26 protein-coding genes and 4 tRNA genes are annotated in these 24,806 nt (G+C 59.9%); 10 read left to right on the top strand and 20 right to left on the bottom strand.

The window, feature by feature from the left end:
• Positions 1–193 precede the first annotated feature (193 nt).
• Genes JFT58_RS13820 through yacG form a run of 4 tightly spaced genes read left to right on the top strand, consistent with a single transcriptional unit; the run spans position 194 to position 3,082 of the window.
• Positions 194–1,402, top strand: coding sequence for a type II secretion system F family protein (locus tag JFT58_RS13820; RefSeq protein WP_054896891.1), 1,209 nt, complete (start codon positions 194–196; stop codon positions 1,400–1,402).
• Positions 1,399–2,265, top strand: coding sequence for a prepilin peptidase (locus JFT58_RS13815; protein ID WP_198834394.1), 867 nt, complete (start codon positions 1,399–1,401; stop codon positions 2,263–2,265). Before JFT58_RS13820 ends, JFT58_RS13815 begins: the two co-directional genes overlap by 4 nt.
• Positions 2,262–2,885 carry a dephospho-CoA kinase gene (coaE, locus tag JFT58_RS13810; protein WP_054896889.1) on the top strand — a complete coding sequence of 208 codons (624 nt, stop codon included), beginning with the start codon at positions 2,262–2,264 and terminating at the stop codon, positions 2,883–2,885. The genes JFT58_RS13815 and coaE overlap by 4 nt, the downstream gene beginning before the upstream one ends.
• A complete protein-coding gene (gene yacG, locus JFT58_RS13805; RefSeq protein WP_003188437.1) occupies positions 2,882–3,082 on the top strand; it encodes a DNA gyrase inhibitor YacG in 201 nt (66 codons plus the stop codon). Before coaE ends, yacG begins: the two co-directional genes overlap by 4 nt.
• Here yacG and JFT58_RS13800 read toward each other — a convergent pair.
• Positions 3,079–3,294: a hypothetical protein gene (locus tag JFT58_RS13800; protein WP_034126250.1), complete on the bottom strand. Its 216-nt coding sequence runs from the start codon at positions 3,292–3,294 to the stop codon at positions 3,079–3,081. The genes yacG and JFT58_RS13800 overlap by 4 nt on opposite strands.
• A 64-nt stretch (positions 3,295–3,358) precedes the next feature.
• Complete coding sequence (locus tag JFT58_RS13795) at positions 3,359–4,048, bottom strand: energy-coupling factor ABC transporter permease (protein ID WP_038448869.1); 690 nt, start codon at positions 4,046–4,048, stop codon at positions 3,359–3,361.
• Between the two features lie 128 nt (positions 4,049–4,176).
• Between JFT58_RS13795 and JFT58_RS13790 the strand changes: the two genes are divergently transcribed.
• From JFT58_RS13790 to JFT58_RS13780, 3 genes are read left to right on the top strand one after another with little or no spacing between them, the layout of a single operon-like run.
• Positions 4,177–4,806: a DUF1780 domain-containing protein gene (locus JFT58_RS13790; RefSeq protein WP_003188431.1), complete on the top strand. Its 630-nt coding sequence runs from the start codon at positions 4,177–4,179 to the stop codon at positions 4,804–4,806.
• A gap of 54 nt (positions 4,807–4,860) precedes the next feature.
• Positions 4,861–5,034 carry a DUF3094 family protein gene (locus JFT58_RS13785; RefSeq protein ID WP_034126248.1) on the top strand — a complete coding sequence of 58 codons (174 nt, stop codon included), beginning with the start codon at positions 4,861–4,863 and terminating at the stop codon, positions 5,032–5,034.
• A 60-nt stretch (positions 5,035–5,094) separates the two neighbouring features.
• Positions 5,095–6,393, top strand: coding sequence for an NAD(P)/FAD-dependent oxidoreductase (locus tag JFT58_RS13780; protein WP_054896888.1), 1,299 nt, complete (start codon positions 5,095–5,097; stop codon positions 6,391–6,393).
• Positions 6,394–6,521: 128 nt separating this feature from the next.
• Here JFT58_RS13780 and JFT58_RS13775 read toward each other — a convergent pair.
• From JFT58_RS13775 to rluD, 7 genes are all read right to left on the bottom strand, one after another.
• A tRNA-Pro gene (locus JFT58_RS13775) sits at positions 6,522–6,598 on the bottom strand.
• Positions 6,599–6,692: 94 nt separating this feature from the next.
• A tRNA-Lys gene (locus JFT58_RS13770) sits at positions 6,693–6,768 on the bottom strand.
• Between the two features lie 5 nt (positions 6,769–6,773).
• Positions 6,774–6,850 (bottom strand) — tRNA-Pro (locus tag JFT58_RS13765).
• 9 nt (positions 6,851–6,859) lie between these two features.
• Positions 6,860–6,935: transfer RNA gene (locus tag JFT58_RS13760), tRNA-Asn, on the bottom strand.
• A gap of 295 nt (positions 6,936–7,230) precedes the next feature.
• Entirely contained in the window at positions 7,231–9,795 is a 2,565-nt protein-coding gene (clpB, locus tag JFT58_RS13755; protein WP_003188426.1) for an ATP-dependent chaperone ClpB, read from the bottom strand.
• A gap of 135 nt (positions 9,796–9,930) precedes the next feature.
• Positions 9,931–10,656 (bottom strand): peptidoglycan editing factor PgeF, encoded by a 726-nt coding sequence (gene pgeF / locus JFT58_RS13750; RefSeq protein ID WP_034128049.1) that lies wholly within the window; start codon positions 10,654–10,656, stop codon positions 9,931–9,933.
• Positions 10,653–11,615 carry a 23S rRNA pseudouridine(1911/1915/1917) synthase RluD gene (gene rluD / locus JFT58_RS13745; protein ID WP_003188422.1) on the bottom strand — a complete coding sequence of 321 codons (963 nt, stop codon included), beginning with the start codon at positions 11,613–11,615 and terminating at the stop codon, positions 10,653–10,655. Before rluD ends, pgeF begins: the two co-directional genes overlap by 4 nt.
• Before the next feature lie 149 nt (positions 11,616–11,764).
• On the opposite strand from rluD, the gene JFT58_RS13740 reads away from it, so the two are divergent.
• Both JFT58_RS13740 and JFT58_RS13735 read left to right on the top strand, forming a co-directional pair.
• Positions 11,765–12,790 carry an outer membrane protein assembly factor BamD gene (locus JFT58_RS13740; RefSeq protein ID WP_034128050.1) on the top strand — a complete coding sequence of 342 codons (1,026 nt, stop codon included), beginning with the start codon at positions 11,765–11,767 and terminating at the stop codon, positions 12,788–12,790.
• A gap of 127 nt (positions 12,791–12,917) precedes the next feature.
• Positions 12,918–13,151, top strand: a complete 234-nt coding sequence (locus JFT58_RS13735; RefSeq protein WP_054896887.1) for a PP0621 family protein — start codon at positions 12,918–12,920, stop codon at positions 13,149–13,151.
• Here the strand turns inward: JFT58_RS13735 and thiO are convergent.
• From thiO to pilV, 5 genes are read right to left on the bottom strand one after another with little or no spacing between them, the layout of a single operon-like run.
• Entirely contained in the window at positions 13,138–14,247 is a 1,110-nt protein-coding gene (gene thiO / locus JFT58_RS13730) for a glycine oxidase ThiO (protein WP_054896886.1), read from the bottom strand. The two genes, JFT58_RS13735 and thiO, sit on opposite strands and share 14 nt — an antisense overlap.
• A 59-nt stretch (positions 14,248–14,306) precedes the next feature.
• Complete coding sequence (locus JFT58_RS13725) at positions 14,307–14,711, bottom strand: type IV pilin protein (protein WP_054896885.1); 405 nt, start codon at positions 14,709–14,711, stop codon at positions 14,307–14,309.
• An 11-nt stretch (positions 14,712–14,722) separates the two neighbouring features.
• A complete protein-coding gene (locus JFT58_RS13720; protein WP_034128054.1) occupies positions 14,723–15,253 on the bottom strand; it encodes a pilus assembly PilX family protein in 531 nt (176 codons plus the stop codon).
• Positions 15,254–15,258: 5 nt separating this feature from the next.
• Complete coding sequence (locus JFT58_RS13715) at positions 15,259–15,966, bottom strand: PilW family protein (RefSeq protein WP_054896884.1); 708 nt, start codon at positions 15,964–15,966, stop codon at positions 15,259–15,261.
• Positions 15,963–16,445, bottom strand: a complete 483-nt coding sequence (pilV, locus tag JFT58_RS13710) for a type IV pilus modification protein PilV (RefSeq protein WP_034128056.1) — start codon at positions 16,443–16,445, stop codon at positions 15,963–15,965. The genes JFT58_RS13715 and pilV overlap by 4 nt, the downstream gene beginning before the upstream one ends.
• A gap of 197 nt (positions 16,446–16,642) precedes the next feature.
• Between pilV and JFT58_RS13705 the strand changes: the two genes are divergently transcribed.
• The gene (locus JFT58_RS13705; RefSeq protein ID WP_054896883.1) at positions 16,643–17,224 is read left to right on the top strand and encodes a GspH/FimT family pseudopilin; all 582 of its coding nucleotides are present in this window, start codon (positions 16,643–16,645) and stop codon (positions 17,222–17,224) included.
• Here JFT58_RS13705 and ispH read toward each other — a convergent pair.
• The 6 genes from ispH to murJ all read right to left on the bottom strand — a co-directional run bounded on the left by ispH (position 17,178) and on the right by murJ (position 24,699).
• Entirely contained in the window at positions 17,178–18,125 is a 948-nt protein-coding gene (ispH, locus tag JFT58_RS13700; protein WP_032893637.1) for a 4-hydroxy-3-methylbut-2-enyl diphosphate reductase, read from the bottom strand. The two genes, JFT58_RS13705 and ispH, sit on opposite strands and share 47 nt — an antisense overlap.
• Before the next feature lie 181 nt (positions 18,126–18,306).
• The gene (locus JFT58_RS13695; protein ID WP_169918885.1) at positions 18,307–18,744 is read right to left on the bottom strand and encodes an FKBP-type peptidyl-prolyl cis-trans isomerase; all 438 of its coding nucleotides are present in this window, start codon (positions 18,742–18,744) and stop codon (positions 18,307–18,309) included.
• A gap of 7 nt (positions 18,745–18,751) precedes the next feature.
• On the bottom strand, positions 18,752–19,264 hold the full coding sequence (gene lspA, locus JFT58_RS13690; RefSeq protein ID WP_003188406.1) for a signal peptidase II: 513 nt from the start codon (positions 19,262–19,264) through the stop codon (positions 18,752–18,754).
• Positions 19,257–22,088: an isoleucine--tRNA ligase gene (gene ileS, locus JFT58_RS13685; protein ID WP_054896881.1), complete on the bottom strand. Its 2,832-nt coding sequence runs from the start codon at positions 22,086–22,088 to the stop codon at positions 19,257–19,259. The genes lspA and ileS overlap by 8 nt, the downstream gene beginning before the upstream one ends.
• A 14-nt stretch (positions 22,089–22,102) precedes the next feature.
• Positions 22,103–23,041, bottom strand: coding sequence for a bifunctional riboflavin kinase/FAD synthetase (gene ribF / locus JFT58_RS13680; protein ID WP_003188404.1), 939 nt, complete (start codon positions 23,039–23,041; stop codon positions 22,103–22,105).
• Positions 23,042–23,160: 119 nt separating this feature from the next.
• Complete coding sequence (gene murJ, locus JFT58_RS13675; protein WP_034128060.1) at positions 23,161–24,699, bottom strand: murein biosynthesis integral membrane protein MurJ; 1,539 nt, start codon at positions 24,697–24,699, stop codon at positions 23,161–23,163.
• Between the last annotated feature and the right edge of the window lie 107 nt (positions 24,700–24,806).

Genomic DNA, 24,806 nt, shown 5'->3' with positions numbered 1-24,806 from the left:
CTCTCCAGAATAGAACCATGACAAGGCGCATCCTGCGCCCCGTAGTGTGCAACGGCGCCAGTGTACTCATCCCCACGCAGCCGTTCGCCTGCAAGACGCACAATCTGACATTTTATCGCCAAGCGCCAGCCTGCCCGAATTCGCCACCTGACTAAGCTATAAACTCTTCACGACCTGGGTGCGCCAACCTCACATGAACGACACTCCAACAATCTATGCCTGGGAAGGCATCAACCGCAAAGGCCGCCGGGTTTCCGGGCAAATCGCCGGGCATAACCTTGCGCTGATCAAGGTACAACTGCGCCAGCAAGGGATCTGCCCTGAGCGTGTGCGCAAGAAATCTTGCGGTTTACACATCTTCAAGACGCGAATAACGCCCGCAGATATTGCCCTGTTCACTCGCCAGTTAGCCACCTTGCTCAAAGCCGGCATCCCGCTGCTGCAAGCCTTCGACATCATCAGCGAAGGCGTCGAAAACCTACAGCTGCGCGAACTGGTGAAGGCGTTGAAACAGCACATTGCCAGCGGCCACCCCTTGGCCGCTGCCCTGCGTCAATATCCCCGCTACTTCGATGAGTTGTATTGCAATCTGGTAGCAGCTGGCGAAATAGCCGGCGCCCTGGAAACCTTGCTCGAGCGCGTGGCGATTCATCTGGAAAAAAGCCAACGGCTCAAAACCAGGATCAAGAAAGCCATGACCTACCCTGTCGCGGTACTGGTAATTGCCACAGGGGTGAGCACAGTCCTGTTGATTCACGTTGTGCCGCAGTTCCAGAACTTGTTCGCCGGGGTCAACGGCCAATTGCCCGGGTTTACCCTGGCGGTCATTGCACTGTCGGAACTGTTGCAACACGCGTGGTGGATGCTGGCGCTGGCCGTGGGCGCCATAATGGTCGCTGGGCATCACGCCTATCGAACTTACCCGGGCTTTCGCCATTGGTTGGCGGCAGGTTTGTTGAAAGTACCCGTGGCAGGCAAACTGCTGCACAAATCTGCGGTTGCTCGCTACGCTCGCACACTTTCCACCACCTTTGCGGCGGGCGTCCCTCTGGTACAGGCATTGGGTTCGGTGGCCGGCGCCGTCGGCAATGGCCCCTTCAAACAGGCAATCGAACGTATGCGCCACGATGTATCCACAGGCATGCAGTTGAATCAATCGATGCATAACAGCGGCCTGTTCCCAGGCATGGCGATCCAGATGACCGCAATCGGGGAGGAGTCCGGCACCCTGGACCGCATGCTGGAAAAAGTCGCGAACCACTACGAGTCAGACGTGGATACCTTGGTCGACAACCTCACCAGCCTGATGGAGCCGCTGATCATGGTCGTATTGGGGGGGATTGTCGGCGCGCTGGTAGTCGCCATGTACCTGCCGGTGTTTCAATTGGGGACGGCGTTTTGAGCCTGCTGCTGAGCGAACATCCCTGGGCGTTTGTTGGCATGGCGCTGGTGTTGGGCCTGATCGTCGGCAGCTTCCTCAATGTGCTGGCGTGGCGCCTGCCCAAAATGCTCGAGCGGGAATGGCGTGCCCAGGCCCATGAGATTCTCGACTTGCCAGCCGAGCCCGGTGGGCCGGCCTATAACCTGATGCACCCGAACTCCTGCTGCCCGCACTGCAATCAACCGATTCGGCCTTGGGAAAATATCCCGGTGCTCAGCTACCTGCTGCTCCGCGGGCGTTGTGCCCACTGCCGCGACCCTATCGGCCTGCGTTACCCCCTCACCGAACTCGCGTGCGCGCTGATCTCAACCGCTGTCGCCTGGCACTTCGGCTTCGGCTGGCAAGCCGGCGCGGTGATGCTGTTGAGTTGGGGCTTGCTGGGCATGAGCCTGATTGATCTGGATCACCAACTGCTGCCGGATGTGCTGGTGCTGCCGCTGCTATGGCTGGGGCTGATCCTCAACAGTGCTGACCTGCTGACGCCACTGCCCGATGCACTGTGGGGCGCGGTCATCGGCTACATGAGCTTGTGGTGCCTGTTCTGGCTGTTCAAGCTGGCCACCGGCAAAGACGGCATGGGCCATGGCGACTTCAAGTTATTGGCCTTGCTGGGAGCCTGGGGCGGCTGGCAGATTCTGCCGATGACCCTGCTGATGGCCTCGCTGCTGGGCGTATTTGCCGGGCTGATCCTGCTGCATTTGCGTAAGGCCCAGGTGTCAGCGCCAATGCCGTTTGGCCCCTGCCTGGCAATTGCCGGCTGGATTGCATTGCTCTGGGGTGGTCAAATAACCGACTTCTATTTGCAGTCTGTCGGTTTCAGATGACCACTTCTGTTGCAACACCCTGGATTCTTGGGCTCACGGGCGGCATTGGCAGCGGCAAAAGCGCTGCGGCCGAGCACTTTATCAAGCTGGGCATCGACCTGGTGGATGCCGATCATGCCGCGCGCTGGGTGGTCGAGCCTGGCCGCCCTGCCCTGGCACGCATCGCCGAACATTTCGGCGCCAGCGTGCTGCAACCCGACGGCCAGCTGGACCGTGCCGCGCTGCGCAAACTGATCTTTGAGATCCCACAAGAGCGCCTGTGGCTGGAAGCCTTGCTGCACCCGCTGATCGCCGAGGAAATTCGCAGCCACCTGGCACGCGCCCGATCGCCCTACGCGATCCTGGTGTCGCCGCTGCTGATCGAGTCCGGACAGTACAGCATGACCCAGCGCATCCTGGTGATCGACGTGCCGCAATCGCTGCAGATTCAGCGTACCCTGCAGCGCGACGGCATCAGCGAACAACAGGTGCAGGCGATTCTCAAGGCCCAGTCCAGCCGCGAAGACCGCCTGAACCATGCCGATGACGTGCTGGTCAACGATAAGGACCTCGCCTGGCTGCACGGCGAGGTCGAGCGACTGCACCACTTTTACCTTACTTTGCGTGGAGGCCGATCATGAGCCAACCCTTGACCGTCGACTGCCCAACCTGCGGTGCACCCGTGGAATGGAAAGCGACCAACCTCAACCGACCGTTCTGCTCGGACCGTTGCAAGCTTATCGACCTGGGCGCCTGGGCCGCTGAAGAACACAAGATTCCCGTGGCCCCTGACGCCGAAGATGAACTGTTTTCCGAAGACCTGCCGCCGCGCCACTAAGGCCGCATAAAGGCATAATCCTGCTGGTCGTCGAGGTTTTCTGCAAGGTATTGCAACTCGTCGGCCAGGTCTTCAAAACTGCGTACCCCCTTGCTTTGCTGCACCACCGCACTGAGCATGGCGCGCAAGGTCAACCCGGGGTCAAAACCGATTTCCTGCGCTGCATCCTGGCTTCTGCGCAACTCCTGCCGTGCCCACTCGTACACACTCATTGTCCGTGCTCCTGAAAATTTTGCAGAGCATGGACCCGCGCCGCGGCCTGGCATTTGACCTGGATCAACGCCGCGAATCGTCGTCCTTCCACGGCGCCGAGAGGTAGCGAGTGCGGTTGAACGTCTCCAGCCATTCCGGGCAAAACACCACCAGCGCGCTGATGACCATGCCGTTGATAAAGGCTTCGGGAAAGATGATCAGCCACAGGTAACCGACAAAATCTTCCAACCACTCAGGCATCGCAAAAAGACCGTCGAACCACAACAAGCCCAAGCCGGCCAACAGGCATAGCAATGCCGAGAGGGCGGCAGCAAAAAAGCCCGAACAGAAGATATACACAAAGGGGTTTCGCGGCTGCGCCCGCTCTACAAACAGCGCGCACCCTTCGGTAACCAGCACCGGCAGCACGATCAGCAGCAGGCCATTGACGCCAAGCGCGGCCAGATCCTGGCGCCCCAACAGCATCAAGCCAAGCTGGGCGGCAAAGCCACCGACGATTGCCAGCGGCCAATCCAGCAGCAAGGTCACGGCGGTCATGCCGATAAAGTGGTAGGACACGCCGGTATCGAAATCCCGTCGCACGAGCCACAGCATGAACAGCGCGAACACCGTGCCGAACAGCAAGTGCTGGCGCCGACGGTCGGCAAACAACTCCACCCATGGCGAGCGCAGCATCGCCCACATCAACACGGGCGCATACACCAGCCAGCCGAGGCCGAGCGTCTGGGGTGCCAGAACCGCTGCACTGATCACGGATGCTCTGCCTTTACCAAAAACCTCATCACACACCTCGTCCCTGGGCCTGTTTCACGCAAGCATTCTACACCCGGGTTTTAAGGCAAGACTTCCTGTGGTCATCATTTGAACGCTAAGCTGCGACTATGGATGACTCAGATTATTTGCGCCTGCTCACCGTAGCAGCCGAACAAGCCAATGCGTTTCTGTCCAATGCCCGCAAGTGGGAGCGTGAGCGTTGGGTCTGCCAGCGCCTGTTACAAGGCTTGAATGTGCCCTACCGTGTCGAAGAATTCCACGCAGCGGGCCAGGAGCCGCCCGACGTGTTGTTTCGCGACGCCAGCTTCGAGGTCTTTTTTGTGTTGGATGAGGGCCGCCGCCTGAACGACGAGTGGCGCGATGAGTTGCTGCGCAGGCGCAGTGCTTTCTCCTTGAGCCAACTGGTACGGCGCGAAGCCAAGCCACGGCGAATCCCCGCCCATGAATTCCTCCTGCGCCTGGCCCCCACACTGCGTAAAAAAGCCCACAACTATAAAGAACGCGGGATGGACTTGGGGGAGCTGGACCTTATTGCGTTTACCAGCCTCAAGCGCGAAGTACTGGACCTCAACAGCCATTTTCCGCCGCCGACCGAATACCTGCGCCAGGGCTGGCGCTCGCTGTCACTGGTGGGTCCAACCTTCGCCCGGGTGTTGTTCGCGCACCCGGACGCACCGGATTTCTTGCGCAACAACCTTGGCCGCAGCATAGTGTTTGATGTCGGCATCAGCCTTTGATGCCCCTGGCTGTAACGTGGCGCCCCTTTGCAACGTCTACCTGACGAGGCCTTTATGACCAGCCGCCTGAAACCCGATGACCAAGAGCGTGTCGAAGAGTACCTGCGACTTTCCCAGCACAGAGTCGAGCGCAAGCCTTTCCGGCCGTGGCTGCTCCTCTGCGTGGTGTTGGTCGTGGTAATCGGGCTCGGTGCGCTGAGCCGCCTATTGAGTTACCTGACGCTATGAGCCGCCTGGCGCTCGCGAGGGTAACTGCTCCGATTTCTTTTAGCCTTGCGAGATATCCCCATGACCCATCGTATTATTATCGTCGGCGGCGGTGCCGGCGGCCTGGAGTTGGCTACCCGCCTGGGTAAGACCCTGGGCAAGCGTGGCAAGGCCAGCATCACGCTGGTCGACACTAACCTGACCCACATCTGGAAGCCGTTACTGCACGAAGTCGCGGCCGGCTCACTGAACTCATCTGAAGACGAACTCAACTATGTTGCCCAGGCGAAATGGAACCACTTCGAGTTCCAGCTGGGGCGCATGAGCGGGCTTGACCGTGAGCAGAAGAAAATCCAGCTGGCCGCCACCCTCGACGAAGAAGGCCGCGAACTGGTGCCTGCCCGCGTGCTGGGCTATGACAGCCTGGTAATTGCGGTAGGCAGCACTACCAACGACTTCGGCACTGAGGGCGCAGCGCAACACTGCCTGTTCCTCGATACCCGCAAGCAGGCCGAGCGCTTCCATCAGCAACTGCTCAACCACTACCTGCGCGCCCATGCCGGGCAGACCGACGCCGTTGAACAGATTAGCGTCGCCATCGTGGGTGCCGGTGCCACCGGGGTCGAGCTGGCCGCCGAGCTGCATAACGCCGCCCATGAACTGGCCGCCTATGGCCTGGATCGTATCAAGCCGGAAAACATGCACATCACCCTGATCGAAGCCGGCCCGCGGGTATTGCCTGCACTGCCGGAGCGGATCGGTGGGCCAGTGCACAAGACCCTGGAAAAACTAGGGGTGACGGTACTGACCAACTCGGCGGTCAGTGAAGTAACTGCCGATGCCTTGATCACCAGCAGCGGCCAGGTGATTCCGGCCAGCCTCAAGGTCTGGGCGGCCGGTATCCGCGCACCCGGTTTCCTCAAGGACATCGACGGTCTGGAAACCAACCGCATCAACCAACTGCAAGTCCTGCAAACTCTGCAAACCACCCGCGACGAAAATATCTTCGCCTTTGGTGATTGCGCCGCCTGCCCGCAACCGGGCACCGACCACAATGTGCCGCCACGGGCCCAAGCGGCTCACCAACAGGCGTCGTTGCTGGCCAAATCGCTCAAGCTGCGGATTGAAGGCAAGGAGCTGCCGACCTACACGTACACCGACTACGGCTCGCTGATCTCGCTGTCGCGCTTTTCCGCGGTGGGTAACCTGATGGGCAATTTGACGGGCAGTGTGATGCTGGAAGGCTGGCTGGCGCGGATGTTCTACGTGTCGCTGTACCGCATGCACCAGATGGCGCTGTATGGGTTCTTCCGCACGGCGATGCTGATGCTGGGCAGCAAGATCGGCCGCGGCACCGAGCCACGCCTTAAATTGCATTAACAACCTGGTCTCGAAGGAGGCCTGGCAAATGTGGGAGCGGGCTTGCTCCCACATTTGTTTTGCGGAGAATTCAGGATTCGCGCGCACAAAAAAAATCCCCGTATCTTTCGATACGAGGATTTTTAATATGGTCGGGGTAGGGGGATTCGAACTCCCGACATCCTGCTCCCAAAGCAGGCGCGCTACCGGACTGCGCTATACCCCGGTAATAAAAAGGCGACCTTTCAGTCGCCTTCTTCGATCAGCGCTTTTGGCCTCTGATCTTAAGATTCGATTCCAGCGTTAACTGGTCTCAAAAATGGTGGGTCGTGTGGGATTCGAACCTACGACCAATTGGTTAAAAGCCAACTGCTCTACCAACTGAGCTAACGACCCAAATATGGTCGGGGTAGGGGGATTCGAACTCCCGACATCCTGCTCCCAAAGCAGGCGCGCTACCGGACTGCGCTATACCCCGGTTTGAAATTGGCTCCGTGACCAGGACTCGAACCTGGGACCCAATGATTAACAGTCATTTGCTCTACCGACTGAGCTATCACGGAACTACATATTTCAAAGTTACTGCTGTGTTGCTTCCTCTTCGACCCTGTCCGTATCGCTACGTTAGCGTCTCTGAGGCGCGCTATTCTACAATCTTAAAAACCCCTGTCAACCCTTTAAATTGCTTTTAAGACAATGATTTGCGCTTCTTTCTGATTTCTTCTTGGGGAGAAGAAACCCGTGGGCTGACGTTGCTGCGGGGCGCACTTTACAAGCCTTTGCCTTACAGTTCAACGCCCTATCGAAAAAAAAGGCCCCGCAATGCGGGGCCTTCTATGGTTGCGCCAAGCGCAGGGCTTAATGGAAGACGATTTCGTCGTCTTTCACCGTCGCCGTGACGCGGGTGCCAGGCATAAAGCTGCCCGACAGAATCAGCTGCGCCAGTGGGTTCTCGATCCAGCGCTGGATCGCACGTTTGAGTGGCCGTGCGCCATACACCGGGTCGTAACCGACCGCGATCAGCTTGTCCAACGCTTCGCCGCTCAGCTCAAGGTCCAGCTCGCGCTCAGCCAGACGGCTACGCAGGCGGCCCAACTGGATCTCGGTGATGCCCGCGATCTGATCCCGCGCCAGAGGCTCGAAGATCACCACTTCATCGACCCGGTTGATGAATTCCGGACGGAAGTGCGTGGTCAACGCGTCCATCACCGCCGCACGCTGAGCTTCACGATCACCCACCAATTCCTGGATCTGTGCCGAGCCCAGGTTGGAAGTCATCACGATCACCGTATTGCGGAAGTCCACCGTACGCCCGTGGCTGTCCGTCAAGCGACCATCCTCCAGCACCTGCAGCAAGATGTTGAACACATCCGGGTGCGCCTTCTCGACCTCATCCAGCAGGATCACCGAGTAAGGCTTGCGCCGCACGGCTTCGGTCAGATAACCGCCCTCTTCATAGCCTACATAGCCTGGCGGTGCACCGATAAGGCGAGCCACCGAGTGTTTCTCCATGAATTCGGACATATCGATCCGCACCATGGCCTCTTCAGTATCAAAGAGGAACTCGGCCAGGGCCTTGCACAACTCGGTCTTACCCACACCGGTTGGGCCGAGGAACATGAACGAGCCGCTTGGACGGTTCGGGTCGGACAAACCTGCCCGGGAACGCCGTACCGCGTTGGACACCGCCACCACTGCCTCTTCCTGGCCGATGACGCGCTGATGCAACAGGCTTTCCATCTTCAGCAACTTGTCGCGCTCGCCTTCGAGCATCTTCGACACAGGAATACCGGTCCACTTGGAGACCACTTCGGCAATTTCTTCCTCGGTCACCTTGCTGCGCAGCAACTGGTTCTCAGGCTTGCCGTGCTGATCGACCATCTGCAGGCTGCGCTCCAGGTCCGGGATCACCCCGTACTGCAACTCGGCCATGCGGTTCAGGTCGCCTTTACGGCGCGCCGCTTCCAGTTCCTGACGGGACTGCTCGATCTTTTGCTGGATCTGCGCCGAACCCTGTACTTCGGCTTTTTCCGAGGTCCAGATTTCTTCGAGGTCCGAATACTCGCGTTCCAGGCGAACAATTTCTTCCTGGAGTTTTTCCAGACGCTTCTTGGCCGCTTCGTCTTCTTCTTTCTTCAACGCCTGGGATTCGACTTTCAGTTGAATCAGGCGCCGATCCAGGCGATCAAGCACTTCCGGCTTGGAATCGATCTCCATACGGATGCGGCTGGCCGCTTCGTCGATCAGGTCGATAGCCTTGTCCGGCAACTGACGATCAGTGATATAGCGATGGCTCAACTTGGCCGCCGCGATGATCGCGCCGTCGGTAATAGCCACCTTATGGTGGACCTCATAGCGCTCTTTCAGGCCACGCAGGATCGCGATGGTGTCTTCTTCGCTGGGTTCTTCCACCAGAACTTTCTGGAAGCGACGCTCAAGGGCTGCGTCCTTTTCGATGTACTGACGGTATTCGTTAAGCGTAGTTGCACCGACGCAGTGCAACTCACCCCGCGCCAAGGCAGGCTTGAGCATATTGCCGGCGTCCATGGAGCCTTCGCCTTTACCGGCACCGACCATGGTGTGCAATTCGTCGATAAACAGAATGATCTGCCCTTCCTGCTTCGACAATTCGTTAAGCAAGGATTTGAGGCGCTCTTCGAACTCACCCCGGAACTTGGCACCGGCAATCAGCGAGCCCATATCCAGAGACAGCAGGCGCTTGCCTTTGAGGCCGTCTGGCACTTCACCATTAATGATGCGCTGGGCCAAGCCCTCGGCAATCGCGGTTTTACCCACGCCAGGTTCACCGATCAACACCGGGTTGTTCTTGGTGCGACGTTGCAACACCTGGATGGTGCGACGAATCTCGTCGTCACGGCCGATCACCGGGTCCAGCTTGCCTTCTTCGGCACGCTTGGTCAGGTCTACGGTGTATTTGTCCAAGGCCTGGCGCGACTCCTCATGGTTAGGGTCGTTCACCGCCTCGCCGCCACGCAGGTTGTTGATGGCGTTTTCCAGGGCTTTCTTGCTCACGCCCTGGCCCAGCAACAATTTGCCGAGCTTGCTGTTGTCGTCCATGGCGGCGAGCAGCACCAGTTCGCTGGAGATGAACTGGTCACCTTTCTGCTGGGCCAGGCGGTCGGCCTGGTTGAGCAGGCGCGCCAGATCCTGGGACATATTCACGTCACCGGTGGGATTCTGGATTTTCGGCAGTTGGTCGAGCTCTTTGCTCAACTCCTTGCGCAGGCTGTTAACGTCAAAGCCCACCTGCATCAGCAAGGGTTTGATAGAACCACCCTGCTGTTCCAGGAGTGCCTGCATCAAGTGCGCAGGTTCAATGGCCGGGTGGTCGAGGCCCACCGCCAAGGATTGAGAGTCGGACAAGGCCAACTGTAATTTGCTGGTTAAACGATCAATACGCATTAGTCACCTTCCTTTTGAGCAGGCCGGAGCTATGAACAAACACATCCTGAATGAAGAAACCTGCCAGATACCCTTATAGATGGGGTGGATTCTGGGCGTTTCAAGCGGCGGACGGTTGATACAGATCAGGACAGTCTAGCGTTCAAGCCAGATAAGGGAGGCGAATCGGCCCGTACGCGGGCTGCGGCGATAAGAAAAGAAACGCGGGTCGGTCACAGTGCACAAACCGCCACCATACACAGCGGAAACACCGCGCACTCCCAGACGCAGACGCGCCAGCTGGTAGATGTCGGCCATGAACTTGCCAGCGTTGTGGCTGGGAACAAAGGCTTCAGCGGTGGCCGGCAGTTGCTGCATGAACACTTCACGCACCTCCGGGCCAACTTCGAAGGCTTGCGGGCCAATGGCAGGGCCGAGCCAGACCAGAACGTCTGCGGGAGCGCTATCCAGGCTTTCGAACGCGGCCTCCAGCACCCCAGCGGCCAAGCCACGCCAACCGGCATGGGCTGCAGCAACGCGGGTGCCCGCTCGATTACAGAACAGCGCAGGCAGGCAATCGGCGGTCATGGATGTGCAGGCGATGCCAGCGGTGCTGGTCCAACTGCCGTCTGCCTCGACAGTACGGCCCGGATCGGCCTCAACCACCTGAGTGCCATGGACTTGACGCAACCAGGCAGGCTGGATATCGAAGGCGTCACTCAGGCGACGACGATTTTCAAGGACGGCCTCAAGGCTGTCCTCGACATGATCGCCCAGGTTGAGGCTGTCGAACGGCGCCAGGCTGACGCCGCCCGCACGGGTGGTGACGCAGGCTTTTACCCGGGCCGGCGCGGGCCAGTCAGGTATCAGCCAGTCATTCATCCGACAAACGCCTCGCGATCCTGCTTGAGCAGCGAAAGCAGCCAGACCAGATCGTCTGGAAGTGGCGATTCCCAGCTCATGCGCTTACCGCTCGTCGGATGATCCAGTTCCAGGAAGCGTGCATGCAGTGCCTGGCGCGGGAACGTCTTGAGCGACTCAACCATGGTCTGGCTGGCCGCCGGCGGAATACGGAAGCGGCCACCGTAGGCTGGGTCGCCGACCAACGGAAAGTTGATGTGCGCCATGTGCACGCGAATCTGGTGGGTACGCCCGGTTTCCAGCTTGACCCGCACATGGGTGTGGGAGCGGAAACGCTCCAGCACACGGTAGTGGCTGACGGCCTGCTTGCCGCCCTCCATCACCGCCATACGCTGGCGCTGCTGGCCGTGACGACCAATGGGCGCGTTGATTTTGCCACCGGCCACAACGACGCCGATCACAATGCACTCATAGATGCGGCTGACGCTACGGCTCTGCAATTGCGTAACCAGTTGCGTCTGCGCCTGAATGGTCTTGGCTACCACCATAAGGCCGGTGGTGTCCTTGTCCAGACGGTGCACGATGCCGCAGCGCGGCACATTGATGATGTCCGGCACGTGGTGCAACAGGGCATTGAGCAAGGTGCCATCAGCGTGCCCGGCGGCCGGGTGAACCACCAGGCCCGCGGGTTTGTTGATGACCAGGATGTCGTCGTCTTCATAGACGATATCCAGCTCGATGTCCTGGGCAACCCATTCTCCCTGGGCTTCCTGCTCGGCAGTCAGCTCAAGAATCGCACCGCCATGGACTATGTCTCGCGGGCGGATAACCGCTCCATCCACAGTCAGGCGGCCGTCTTTGATCCAGGCGGAAAGGCGCGAGCGCGAGTGCTCAGCGAATAATTGTGCGGCGACTTGATCGAGGCGTTGGCCGCCCAATTCGGACGGCACCTCTGCGCGAAGTTCAATTTTATCGGACATGCTCAGACTAGGCGTGGCGTAGCCTTTGGTTTCGGCTGCGCGCTTGTGGTTAAATACGGCGTCTTTTGCCCCGAGGCTTTCAACGGGGCGCTCATCATAACAGGACGGCCCCGCCCAAGACAGCGGCCGTCATAGGGACGCAAGCCGCCATGCAAGTGAAACACCTGCTGCTGATCGCCATCCTCGCCATGACTGCTGCTTGCTCGTCAACAAAGGACGTCGTCGACGAAAACCTGAGCGAAGTCGAGCTGTACCAGCAAGCTCAGACAGACTTGGACAATAATAGCTTCACCAGCGCCACAGCGAAGCTGAAGGCATTGGAGTCGCGTTACCCGTTCGGCCGCTATGCCGACCAGGCCCAGCTTGAGCTGATCTACGCCAACTACAAGAACGCCGAGCCGGAAGCTGCCAAGTCCGCTGCCGAGCGTTTCATCCGCCTGCACCCGCAGCACCCGAACGTGGATTACGCCTACTACATGAAGGGCCTGACCTCGTTCGACCAGGATGTTGGCCTGCTGGCGCGCTTCCTGCCGCTGGACATGACCAAGCGCGACCCGGGGGCTGCCCGCGACTCCTATAACGAGTTCGCCCAGCTGACCAGCCGCTACCCCAACAGCCGCTATGCGCCGGACGCCAAGCAGCGCATGATCTACCTGCGCAACCTGCTGGCTTCGTACGAGATCCACGTGGCCCACTACTACCTGACCCGTCAGGCTTATGTGGCCGCAGCCAACCGTGGCCGCTACGTGGTGGAAAACTTCCAGGAAACCCCGTCCGTGGGTGACGGCCTGGCCGTGATGACCGAGGCTTACCAGCGTCTGCACCTGGACACCCTCGCGACTACCAGCCTGGAAACCCTGAAGCTCAACTACCCTGACCACCCTAGCCTGAAAGACGGCCAGTTCGTGCCTCAGGTTGACGAAGCGGACAACCGTTCGTGGCTGAGCAAGTACACCCTGGGCCTGATCGAGTCCCGTCCACCGCTGCCGCCGGGTGAAACCCGCGCCAACCAGGACGTGATCAAGCAGTACCAGGACGCCAAGGACGCCATTCCTTCGGAGCTCAAGCCGCACGACGAGAACGGCGATGTGATCGAAGAAGAAGAGCCGCAAGCCCTGGGCGACAACCAGGACCGTTCGTGGTTCAGCTACATGACCTTCGGTGTGTTCGACTGATTGTTCGACGCAACGCAAAAGGGAGCTCTGAAGGAGCTCCCTTTTTTATGAGCGAGTATTTATTGCCCTGTGCGCCCGTGACCACCTTGGCTAAACTGGCGCATTCCTTTGCGAGAAACTGCCCATCATGCTTCGTCTACTGTTCTGGATTGCCGTCATTGCTGCCGCGGTATGGTTCTGGCGCAAATTCAAAAACCCTGCCTCCCGTCAGCAACGGCCTGCCGAGCCGGATGCAGCCCTGATGGTGCGTTGCGCTCACTGTGGCGTGCACCTGCCGCAGGATCGCGCACTGAGCTCACCTCAGGAATGGTACTGCACCCAGGCGCACCTGGAACAAGGGCCAAAGTCTATCCAGCGTTGAGGCGACCTGCGGGGGCGTAAGGCGCTGGATCGATGATCGGAGCCCGCGCCAGCAGCAAGTCGGTGAACAACTGGCAAGATGCCGGTGCGAGTACCAGACCATTGCGGTAATGCCCGCAATTGAGCCACAGCCCCCTGAAGCCAGGGACCTCACCGATAAACGGTATACCTTCGGGTGAGCCAGGCCGCAAACCGGCCCAATGCCCGACCACTTCGGCGTCCGTCAAGGCGGGAATCAGTTCCTGCGCAGATGCCTTGAGGCTTTCAAGCGCGGTGTCGGTCGGCGTCTTGTCGAATCCCTCATACTCCAACGTGCTGCCGATCAGGATGTGCCCATCCCGCCGCGGGATCGCATAACGCCCCTTGGCCAGGACCATGCTGGATAAAAAATCGGACGCGCATTTGTACAGGATCATCTGGCCTTTAACCGGCTCCACGGGTAGCCCCAAGCCCAGCGTATCCAGCAGTTGCCCGCTCCAGGCGCCGGCCGCGAGCACCACGTGATCCCCCAAAACGTGGCCCGTAGCGGTATTCACACCCACCACCCTGCCGCCGCCGAGTACAAAGCCCGACACATCGCATTGCTCGCGAATCGTCACGTTCGGCAACGCCAGCAGCGCCGCCTTCAATGATTTGACCAGGCGCGGGTTGCGAATATTGGCCACGTTGGCCATGTAGATCGCCTGGGAGTAGCCGCCCCCCAGCACCGGCACCGCGTCATGGGCCGCCGATACATCCACCTTGCTCAACGGTCGCCCTTCACGGGCAGCCCAGGCCAGTGCTTGCGCTTCGTCATCCAGGTCGAGCCAATACAAACCCGTGGTATGTACCTCCGGATCGACGCCGGTAGCAGCAAATAGCCGTTGCGCCAGTTGAGGGTAAAAATCCTGGGACCAATGGGCCAAGGCAGTGACCGCCTGGCTATAGCGCCACGGGTACAACGGCGAGACAATCCCACCGCCCGCCCAGGAAGCCTCTTGCCCAAGCCCACCGCGCTCCAGCAGCGTGACCGCCTGGCCCTCACTGGCGAGGTTGTACGCCGTCAACAGCCCGATTACTCCGCCGCCGACAATCACCACTTGCTGTTGCTTAGCCATCATTTGATCCAGCCGATAAACAGGGAAAGGCGCGCCCGGCGCCCACGCTTCAAGTACGCTCATCCTTGCCCCCAGCAGACCTTGGGCGACATTTCAGGCCCTGCTCCCGGGTTGCCGCGCATACCGGTGCTGGTCAAGCTGAATGCTGCGCACGCGTCGTTCGCCATGACCGAGTCCGCAGCGGGTGTGGCGAGCAGGTCAAAATCCTGAGGGTTGAGGACGGCACTGATTCTATAATGATCATTGCCCGCGCTGACGTCGCCTGCATCAATAAAAGTGCCATTCCTCGTATAAGAACGCTCCAGTTGCTGGGCCTGTTCGCTCAACAACGCGACGATCTGCGCCCGATACGCCTTCTTCACCTGGCTGAGGTACCCGGGATACGCAATCCCGGCCAGCAACGCGATGATCGCCACGACGATCAGTAACTCAATCAGGGTAAAACCCTGGCTCTCCTTGCCCATCCGATTGCTCCTTATTGAAGTTGCCGCCATAAGACCCGTCGAAACCTGACGCGGCCGCCCTCCTCTACACGGGCATAGACCGTCTCCAGCACCGTGCGCGATTGCCCCGCGAGACCGACCGAAGTGACTCGAAAAAGCGTGGCCAGGGAATGGGACGGCAAATGAGCCAGCCCTTCACCCTCGCCGAGGGATTGAATGCCATAAAACCCATTCTTCAAGGCAAGCCAGGTGATCGCCGAGACAGGGTTCGTCCCGGCCGCCGTCAAGGAAAACGCTTCAGCAGGCGGCGCACAACGGGTGATCGAGTGGCAGACAGGCATCGCCTGGCCAACCTTTTGCACGGCCGATTCCCCCAACCTCAGGCCGCTTTCGGCAGATTGAAACGATTGATTGCGATGCCAGAGGCTGCTCGCGACTTTTTGCTGGGAGACCGCAGCCTGTATCGAGGACAGCCCCACCTGCGACAGCACCAACAGGAACACCAGACTGATCAGCAGCACCGTCCCGGCCTGCCGCATTTGGATACCGCCCTGCATGGTCATTGCCCCTACCCCAGCCGATTTCGCAGTGCCGCCACGACACTGTAGGTCTGGTCCTTCACCCGCCCAGAGGGATCTTGAAGGGTCATGAGAATGCGCACGCTGCGTATCAGCGACTCATCGGCCGGATGGCTGTCATAGCGCACCACAACTGTCGATACCGAGGTGGCCGCCATGCCGAAGCTGACGTCGAATGCCCGCAAGTTATCCATCAATACTGCCTTGGCCGGTGCTGCCGGGGTACTGATCTTCAACTGACCCGATTCGTAGGTGTAGGTAAGTTGGCGTATGCCAAAGCGAAGTTGGCCGGGTTCGGCTCCGGGTGGTGTGCCTGCATAAGCCCTGGCCGCCTCCTTGCAGTCGGACAACACTGTCCAGTCAGTCTTGCCGACGCCATCGCCGACATTCGCGGTCACCAGCGTCAGTGACTTCGCACTCCCCGCAGCTTCCCAGCTTATCGGCCGATCAAAGGCAGCCGGAGCATTGTCGATAGCGGCCACGGCCAAACACCCCAGCATGCCTGCCTGGCGAATATCCTGGGTGATCTTGCTCAGCACAAACCGCGCATCATCCTGCAGCAGCATGGCGGCCTGCTGGCTGGCATGGGTCAACCGCGAACTGATCAGTATCTGGCTCGCCCCCAGTATCAAGATCAACCCGATGGCAAGCGCCAGCAACACTTCCACCAGACTGAAACCTCGCCCAAGACGCTTCATTGCGACACTCCCTGTTCATTACTGATTCGACTGGTCAGGGTGAAGGTTTCCCGCGCCCCTGGGCGGTTTGCTGCTCGGGCATCCGCCCAACTGATGCTGATGGTGACCTCTTGCCCGTTCACCACCACTGAACCTTTGGCATCCTCGCCGGCAAAACCCGTGATATTGGCCTCGAAATCGTGCAGGTCGAGGTCACGCACGCTGGCGGTGGCAGTGTTGGGCGGCGCCAGCTCCGCCCTGCCCCATGTGTAATCGGCGCCAGCATTGGTGCGAATGCGGTCGAGCATGTCATAGGCAATAAAACTGGCTTGGCTGGTCATCCTGGCGCTGTTGGTGTACTTGAGCGCGTTGAGTTGCAGCACCGCAGCGCCCATCAGGCCGATCGCCAAAATCAACAGCGCTACCAGCACCTCGACCAGCGTCATGCCGGATTGGCGCGAGTGCGCAACGCGCAGGAATCGGTTCTGGCAGGCTGGCATTTCCGTCGTCATCCATGTCGAAGGCCGGTGAAAAAAAGCAGGCAAGACCTGCTGTGCGACCCAAGACTAGCGTCGGTTTTCGAGCGGCGCTGCTCCCGGAACAAAGGGAAATACTTTGGACATAAAGGCCATCATCCAGCGCCAACGACCAAGCGCTATACCTAGAAAACCTACTCGTGCCCAAGGAGGGAACGCACATGAAACAACAAGGTTTCACCCTGATTGAGATGTTGCTGGGGCTGATCGTCACCAGTTTTCTCGCGCAACTGGCCGTACCCGGTTTCAAGGGTTTGCTTGAATCGCAGCAACGACAAAGCGCGGCCCAAGCACTTGCCTCCGGGCTGCGCTACGCACGCACCGAGGCCATCGCGCGTAACCGGGCGGTGGTCATTCATGCAAAGGACGAGGACTGGAGCCTGGGATGGCGCGTGATACTGGATGTGAGTGGGCGCGGCCACCTGGATGACGACAATCCGGTATTGCTGGAGCGCGAGAGCAATGGGCGCGTGCCGGTCGCCGGTAATGGCCCGGTTACGAGCCAGGTGCGCTTCAGCGGCCTGGGGGAGCCAGTGTTCGCCGGCGGGGGATTTCGTGCCGGCACCGTGCATGTGTGTGGCAAGGACCAGGCACAAAGCCTGTATCAGATCGTGCTGGCCCCCAGCGGGCGCGTCAGCCTGCGCAATGACAAGACCGAACAGGCATTATGCCGAGGCTATTCCAGCACCCTGGCCGTCAGAGCAACGAGCGGACCCGCAGTTCCTTGGGCATCGAGAACGTGATGTTTTCTTCACGACCCGCCAGCTCATCGGCGCCGGTAGCACCCCAGGCTTGCAACTGTTGGATCACACCGCGCACCAGCACTTCCGGAGCGGAGGCACCCGCCGTGATGCCGATACGCTCAACGCCATCGAACCAGCTGCGCTGCATGTCTTCGGCACCGTCGATCAAGTACGCCGGCGTGGCCATGCGTTCGGCCAGCTCACGCAAGCGGTTGGAGTTGGAACTGTTAGGGCTGCCGACCACCAGCACAACATCACACTCATTCGCCAGTTGCTTGACCGCATCCTGACGGTTTTGCGTGGCGTAGCAGATGTCATCCTTGCGTGGGCCGCCAATGGCCGGGAAACGCGTGCGCAGGGCATCGATGACGCGGCTGGTATCGTCCATGGACAAGGTGGTCTGGGTAACGAAAGCCAGGCGGTCGGGATTGTGCACCTGCAAGTTGGCGACGTCTTTTTCGTCTTCAACCAGGTAGATGGCGCCGCCGTTGCTGGCGTCGTACTGGCCCATGGTGCCTTCGACTTCCGGGTGACCGGCATGGCCGATCAGGATGCATTCGCGACCGTCGCGGCTATAACGCGCCACTTCGATGTGCACCTTGGTTACCAGCGGGCAAGTGGCATCGAACACTTTTAGGCCACGGCCGGCCGCTTCGGTACGTACGGCCTGGGACACGCCATGGGCACTGAAGATGACGATAACGTCGTCGGGTACCTGGTCGAGTTCTTCGACAAAGATCGCACCGCGTGCGCGCAGGTCTTCGACCACGAACTTGTTATGCACGACTTCGTGGCGCACATAAATCGGCGGCCCGAAGACTTCCAGGGCGCGGTTGACGATTTCGATCGCCCGGTCCACGCCAGCGCAGAAGCCACGGGGGTTGGCGAGTTTGATTTGCATGCTGTGCCTCGTGCCTTGCAGGCCAAGAAATTGGATCAACTCAGCTCTATAGAATAAGCGTCTGTATGAGCGGGCTTGCCCGCGATGCAAACGTCTCGATGTATCAGGTACACCGAGGTGATGCTATCGCAGGCAAGCCAGCTCCCACACAAGCCAGCCCCACAGGAACCGGTTTCGTCAGTTAGAGCGCTTTAACGTCGATGATTTCAACATCAAACGTCAAGGTTTTACCGGCCAACGGATGGTTGAAGTCGATGGTCACTTGCGTGTCATCGAAAGCTTTTACCACGCCGGGCAGTTCAGTATTCGCCGCATCATTGAAGATCACCAGCAAACCTTCCGACAGGTCCATACCCTCGAACTGCGAACGCGGGATGATCTGCACGTTTTGCGGGTTGGGTTGGCCGAAGGCGTTTTCCGGCAGGATCTGCAGGTTGCGCTTGTCGCCCGCCTTGAACCCGAACAATGCCGCTTCAAAACCAGGCAGCAGGTTACCGTCACCAACCTTGAAGGTCGCCGGGGCTTTGTCGAAGGTGCTGTCTACCGTGTCGCCATTCTCCAGGCGCAATGCGAAATGCAAAGTGACTTCCGTGTTCTGGCCGATGCGTTGCTCAGCCAATACCTGATCAGTCATTGACGGTTTCTCCGGTTTTCTTGCTCTTGAACATATCCAGCGCCAGCATGATTGCACCAACGGTGATGGCGCTGTCGGCAAAGTTGAACGCCGGGAAGTAGTGGCGGTTCTGCCAGTGCACCAGGATGAAGTCGATCACATGGCCCAGGGCGATGCGGTCATACAGGTTACCCAGCGCGCCGCCCAACACCAGGGCCAGCGCGATAGCCAGCCAGGTGTCGTCGCGACCCAGGCGCTTTAGCCACACCACCAGCACGGCACTGACCACCACGGCGATCACCGCGAACAGCCAGCGCTGCCAGCCGCCGCCGTCAGCGAGGAAGCTGAAGGCGGCGCCAGTGTTGTAGGCCAGGGTCCAGCTGAAGTAATCCGGAATCACCACGATTTGCTGGAACATTTCCAGGGAGCCCTCGAAGTGAGCCTTGCTGACCTGGTCAATAACCAGCACCAGCAGGCTCAGTACGAGCCAGCCCAGACGTCCGAAACGACTGGCTGCATTAGGCATAGTGGCGAACCTCGCCTTCACCGCTGATATTGTCGACACAACGACCGCAGATTTCCGGGTGCTCAGGGTTCACACCGACATCTTCACGGCAGTGCCAGCAACGGGCGCATTTAGGGAAGGCCGATTTCACCACCTTGAGCTTCAGGCCCGGTACCTCGGTGACCACGGCATCTGCCGGGGCCTGGGCGAAAGGTGCCAGGCTCGCGGTGGAGGTGATCAGCACGAAGCGCAGTTCGTTGCTCAGCTTGGCCAGGTCGGCAGTCAGGCCATCCTCGGCAAACAGGGTGACTTCGGCTTGCAGGTTGCCACCCACGGCCTTGGCCGCACGCTGGACTTCCAGTTCCTTGTTCACCGCAACCTTGACGGCCATGACGCCCGCCCAGTACTCGCGGCCCAGTTCGAAGTCGGCCGGCAGTTCGGTCAAGCCTTCGTACCAGGTGTTGAGCATGACGGACTCGTTACGCTCGCCCGGCAGGTATTCCCACAGCTCGTCGGCGGTGAACGCCAGGATCGGTGCGATCCAGCGCACCAGCGCTTCGCTGATGTGGTACAGCGCGGTCTGCGCCGAACGGCGAGCTTTGCTGTTGGCGCCGGTGGTGTACTGGCGGTCCTTGATGATGTCGAGGTAGAAACCGCCCAGCTCCTGCACGCAGAAGTTGTGGATCTTGGAGTAGACATTCCAGAAGCGGTATTCGCCGTAGTGCTCTTGCAACTCACGCTGCAGCAACAGGGTACGGTCCACGGCCCAACGGTCCAGCGCGAGCATGTCTTCGGCCGGCAGCAGGTCGGTGGCCGGGTTGAAACCGGTCAGGTTCGACAGCATGAAGCGCGCGGTATTGCGGATACGACGATAGGCGTCGGCGCTGCGTTGCAGGATCTGCTCCGAAACAGCCATCTCACCCGAATAGTCAGTCGAGGCCACCCACAGACGCATGATGTCGGCGCCCAGGGTGTCATTGACCTTTTGCGGCGCAATCACGTTGCCCAGGGATTTGGACATTTTGCGGCCGTTCTCGTCGACGGTGAAACCGTGGGTCAGCAGTTCGCGGTACGGTGCGTGGTCGTCGATGGCGCAACCGGTCAGCAGCGACGAGTGGAACCAGCCACGGTGTTGGTCCGAACCTTCAAGGTACAGGTCGGCACGCGGGCCGGTCTCGTGGCCCATCGGGTGCGAGCCACGCAGCACGTGCCAGTGGGTGGTGCCCGAATCGAACCACACGTCGAGGGTGTCGCTGATCTTGTCGTACAGCGGCGCTTCATCGCCCAACAGCTCGGCGGCGTCCAGCTTGAACCAGGCTTCGATACCTTCCTGCTCGACACGCTGGGCCACAAGCTCCATCAGTTCGACGGTGCGAGGGTGCAGCTCGCCGCTTTCCTTGTTCAGGAAGAACGGAATCGGCACGCCCCAGTTACGTTGGCGGGAGATGCACCAGTCCGGACGATTGGCGATCATCGAATGCAGGCGCGCCTGGCCCCAGGCCGGAACGAACGTGGTGTCTTCGATGGCCTTGATCGCGCGGTTACGCAGGGTATCGCCGCTGGTCGGCTCTTTGTCCATACCGATAAACCACTGCGCAGTGGCGCGGTAGATCAGCGGGGTCTTGTGGCGCCAGCAGTGCATGTAGCTGTGCTTGATGGTTTCGGTGTGCAACAGCGCGCCGACTTCCGAGAGCTTGTCGATGATCGGCTGGTTGGCCTTGAAGATGAACTGGCCGCCGAAGAACTCCAGGGACGGCGCGTACACGCCATTGCTTTGTACTGGATTCAGAATGTCGTCGTTGACCATGCCATAGGCTTTGCAGGTCACGAAGTCGTCTACGCCATAGGCGGGCGCAGAGTGAACGATGCCAGTGCCGGCGCCTAGCTCCACGTAGTCCGCCAGGTACACCGGCGACAGACGGTCATAGAACGGGTGACGGAAGTTGATCAGCTCCAGCGCAGAACCCGTGGTGGTAGCGATCACCGAACCTTGCAGCTCGTAACGCGCCAGGCACGACTCGACCATTTCCTCGGCCAGCACCAGCAGGCGATCACCAACGTCCACCAGGGCGTAGGTGAATTCCGGGTGCACGTTCAGCGCCTGGTTGGCCGGGATGGTCCACGGGGTGGTGGTCCAGATCACGATGGCCGCTGGCTTGCTCAGGCTTGCCAGGCCGAAAGCCTCGGCCAGCTTGGCGTCGTCGGCGATCGGGAAGGCTACGTCGATGGTCGAGGACTTCTTGTCTTCGTACTCCACTTCCGCTTCGGCCAGGGCCGAACCGCAGTCGAAGCACCAGTTCACGGGCTTGAGGCCCTTGAACACGAAACCGCCCTTGACGATTTCAGCCAAGGCGCGGATTTCACCGGCCTCGTTCTTGAAGTTCATGGTCTTGTAGGGATTGTCCCACTCGCCCAGTACACCCAGGCGGATGAATTCGGATTTCTGCCCTTCGATCTGCTCGGCGGCGTAGGCACGGCACAGTTCGCGGGTCTTGTCCGCGCCCAGGTTCTTGCCATAAGTCACTTCGACTTTGTGCTCGATCGGCAGGCCGTGGCAGTCCCAACCCGGGACATACGGCGCGTCGAAGCCCGACAGGGTCTTGGAGCGCAGGATCATGTCCTTGAGAATCTTGTTCAGCGCGTGACCGATGTGAATCGTGCCGTTGGCATAAGGAGGGCCGTCGTGCAGGACGAACTTCGGACGATCCTTGCCAATTTCGCGCAACTTTCCGTACAGGCCAATACTGTCCCAGCGCTGCAGGATCTGCGGTTCGCGCTGTGGCAGGCCGGCCTTCATTGGGAAGGCGGTGTCCGGAAGGTTTAGCGTGGCTTTATAGTCGGTCATTTAAGGCTCTTCGGTTAGCGATGGGCGCTAGGTGCGGCTAGTGCACGGGCGGCGGCGACATCCGCATTGATCGCCGTTTTCAACGCCTCCAGGGAGGCGAAACGCTGCTCTTCACGCAGCTTCTGGTGGAAAACCACCGTCAAACGCCGGTCGTATAAATCACCGGCAAAATCCAAAAGGTGAACTTCCAGGTGGGCCTTGCCATCACCTGCAACCGTGGGTCTGACGCCTATATTGGCGACTCCCGGCCACGATTGGCCATCGATGTCGACACTTACCAGGTAAACCCCGGTCAGCGGCACACGACGGCGCTTGAGTTGCACGTTTGCGGTTGGCGTGCCCAATTGGCGCGCCAGCTTCTGGCCGTGCAATACCCGTCCGGCAATGCGGAACGGGCGGCCGAGCAAACGCTCGGCCAGGTCGAAGTCGGCGGCGGCCAGGGCGTTACGCACCTGGGTGCTGCTCACGCGCAGGCCGTCCAGTTCGACGGTTTGCGCGGCCTCGACAGTGAAACCCTGATTCACACCGGCATGTTGCAGGAAATCGAAATCCCCGACCCGGTCACAACCGAAATGGAAGTCGTCGCCGACCTCCAGGTGCTGCACACCCAAGCCGTCCACCAGGATGCGGTCGACGAACTCGGCGGCGCTGAGGCTGCGCAAACGCTGGTTGAATGCCAGGCAGAGGACACGGTCCACGCCCTCCTCCGCCAACAGCTGCAACTTGTCCCGCAAGCGCGCCAAGCGTGCCGGCGCCGTTTCCGGGGTAAAGAACTCCCGCGGTTGTGGCTCAAAAATCACCACGCAGCTGGGCACGCCCAACTCGACCGCACGCTCGCGCAGCCGAGCCAGGATAGCCTGGTGGCCACGGTGAACACCGTCAAAGTTGCCAATAGTGGCGACGCAGCCCCGATGCTCGGGGCGCAGGTTGTGGAGACCTCGAACCAGCTGCATAACGCGCTTCTTGCTCATAAAGTGGTCGATTATAACCACACCCAGCCCCGGACGACAGGCAACAGCGCAGGCCAAATGGGTCGAATCGATAAAACAACTGTTTTATCGCGGCAAACTCGCTATCCCAGCGACTTGCGATTGAAATCGCGCAGGCGGAAGCCCTGCAACAGCAACATCCCGAAGTACACCACCACGCCCGCCACTACCAACGCGCCCAGGCGCATGAAGCGCTCCAGCATATCGCCATCACCCCAGGCCGGCATCACCTGCATCAGCCCCACCAGCACCGCGGACATTGCGGCCACCGCCACAAGCAACTTGAGCGTGAACATTCCCCAACCCGGCTGCGGCTGGTACATCTGCTGCTTGCGCAGCTGATAAAACAACAGGCCGGCATTGATACAGGCACCGGCACTGATCGCCAGCGCCAGCCCGGCATGGGCCAACGGACCGATAAACAGCAGGTTGAGCAACTGTGTGACGATCAGCGTGAAAATCGCGATCTTCACCGGCGTGCGGATGTTTTGCTGTGCGTAGAAGCCCGGCGCCAGCACCTTGATCACGATAATACCGAGCAGGCCGACAGAGTAGGCAACCAGCGCGTGCTGAGTCATCAAGGCGTCATGTGCATCGAATTGCCCGTATTGAAACAGCGAGACCGTCAGCGGTTCGGCGAGGATTCCCAAGGCCAGCGCGCATGGCAACACCAATAGAAAGCACAGACGCAGGCCCCAATCGAGAATGCGCGAATACTCCTGACGATCCTTGCTGGCATAGGTGCGCGCCAGGGTCGGCAGCAGGATCGTGCCCAATGCCACGCCAAGCACACCGGATGGCAACTCCATCAGACGGTCGGCGTAATACATCCACGATACCGACCCGGACACCAGCAACGAGGCAAACGCGGTGTTGATGATCAGCGAAATCTGACTGACCGACACCCCGAGGATCGCCGGCAGCATATTGCGCATCACGCGCCAGACGCCGGTGTCCTTGAGGTTCAGGCGCGGCAGTACGAGCATGCCGATTTTTTTCAGGTGCGGCAGTTGGTACAACAACTGCGCCAGGCCGCCGGCCAGCACCGCCCAACCCAGGGCCATGACCGGAGGGTCGAAATACGGCGTGAGGAACAGCGCAAAAATAATCATGCTGACGTTCAGCAAGGTCGGCACAAAGGCCGGTACCGAGAAACGATTCCAGGTATTGAGGATCGCCCCGGCGAGCGAAGACAGGGAAATCAGCAATATATAAGGAAAGGTCACCCGCAGCAGATCAGTGGTCAGCGCGAACTTTTCCGGCGTGTTGGCAAAACCGGGCGCCGTGGCCCAGATCACCCAGGGAGCGGCGAGCATCCCGACGATGGTTACCAGCATCAGCACCAGCGTCAGCAAACCCGAGACGTAGGCGATGAACGTACGAGTCGCCTCCTCGCCATGCTGGGTCTTGTATTCGGCCAGAATCGGCACGAACGCCTGGGAAAACGCGCCTTCGGCAAAGATCCGCCGCAACAGGTTGGGCAGTTTAAAGGCAATAAAGAACGCATCCGTGGCCATGCTGGCGCCAAAGATGCGGGCCAGCAGGGTGTCGCGCACGAACCCCAATACCCGGGAAATCATCGTGATAGAGCTGACGGCAGCCAACGATTTGAGCAGATTCATTGAAAGAGTTTGCGCCTATAGATAAAGAGCAGGCGAACTACGCGCCCACTTATGCGATACTGCGCGCCTGCAACAGCACAGAGCCAAAGCTCGCGAGTTTACAGGTC

It is taken from the genome of Pseudomonas sp. MF6767 (genome assembly GCF_016405475.1).
Lineage (GTDB): Bacteria > Pseudomonadota > Gammaproteobacteria > Pseudomonadales > Pseudomonadaceae > Aquipseudomonas > Aquipseudomonas paracarnis.
Note: the sequence above shows the minus strand (reverse complement) of the source record. Positions and strands in the feature narration are given on the sequence as shown.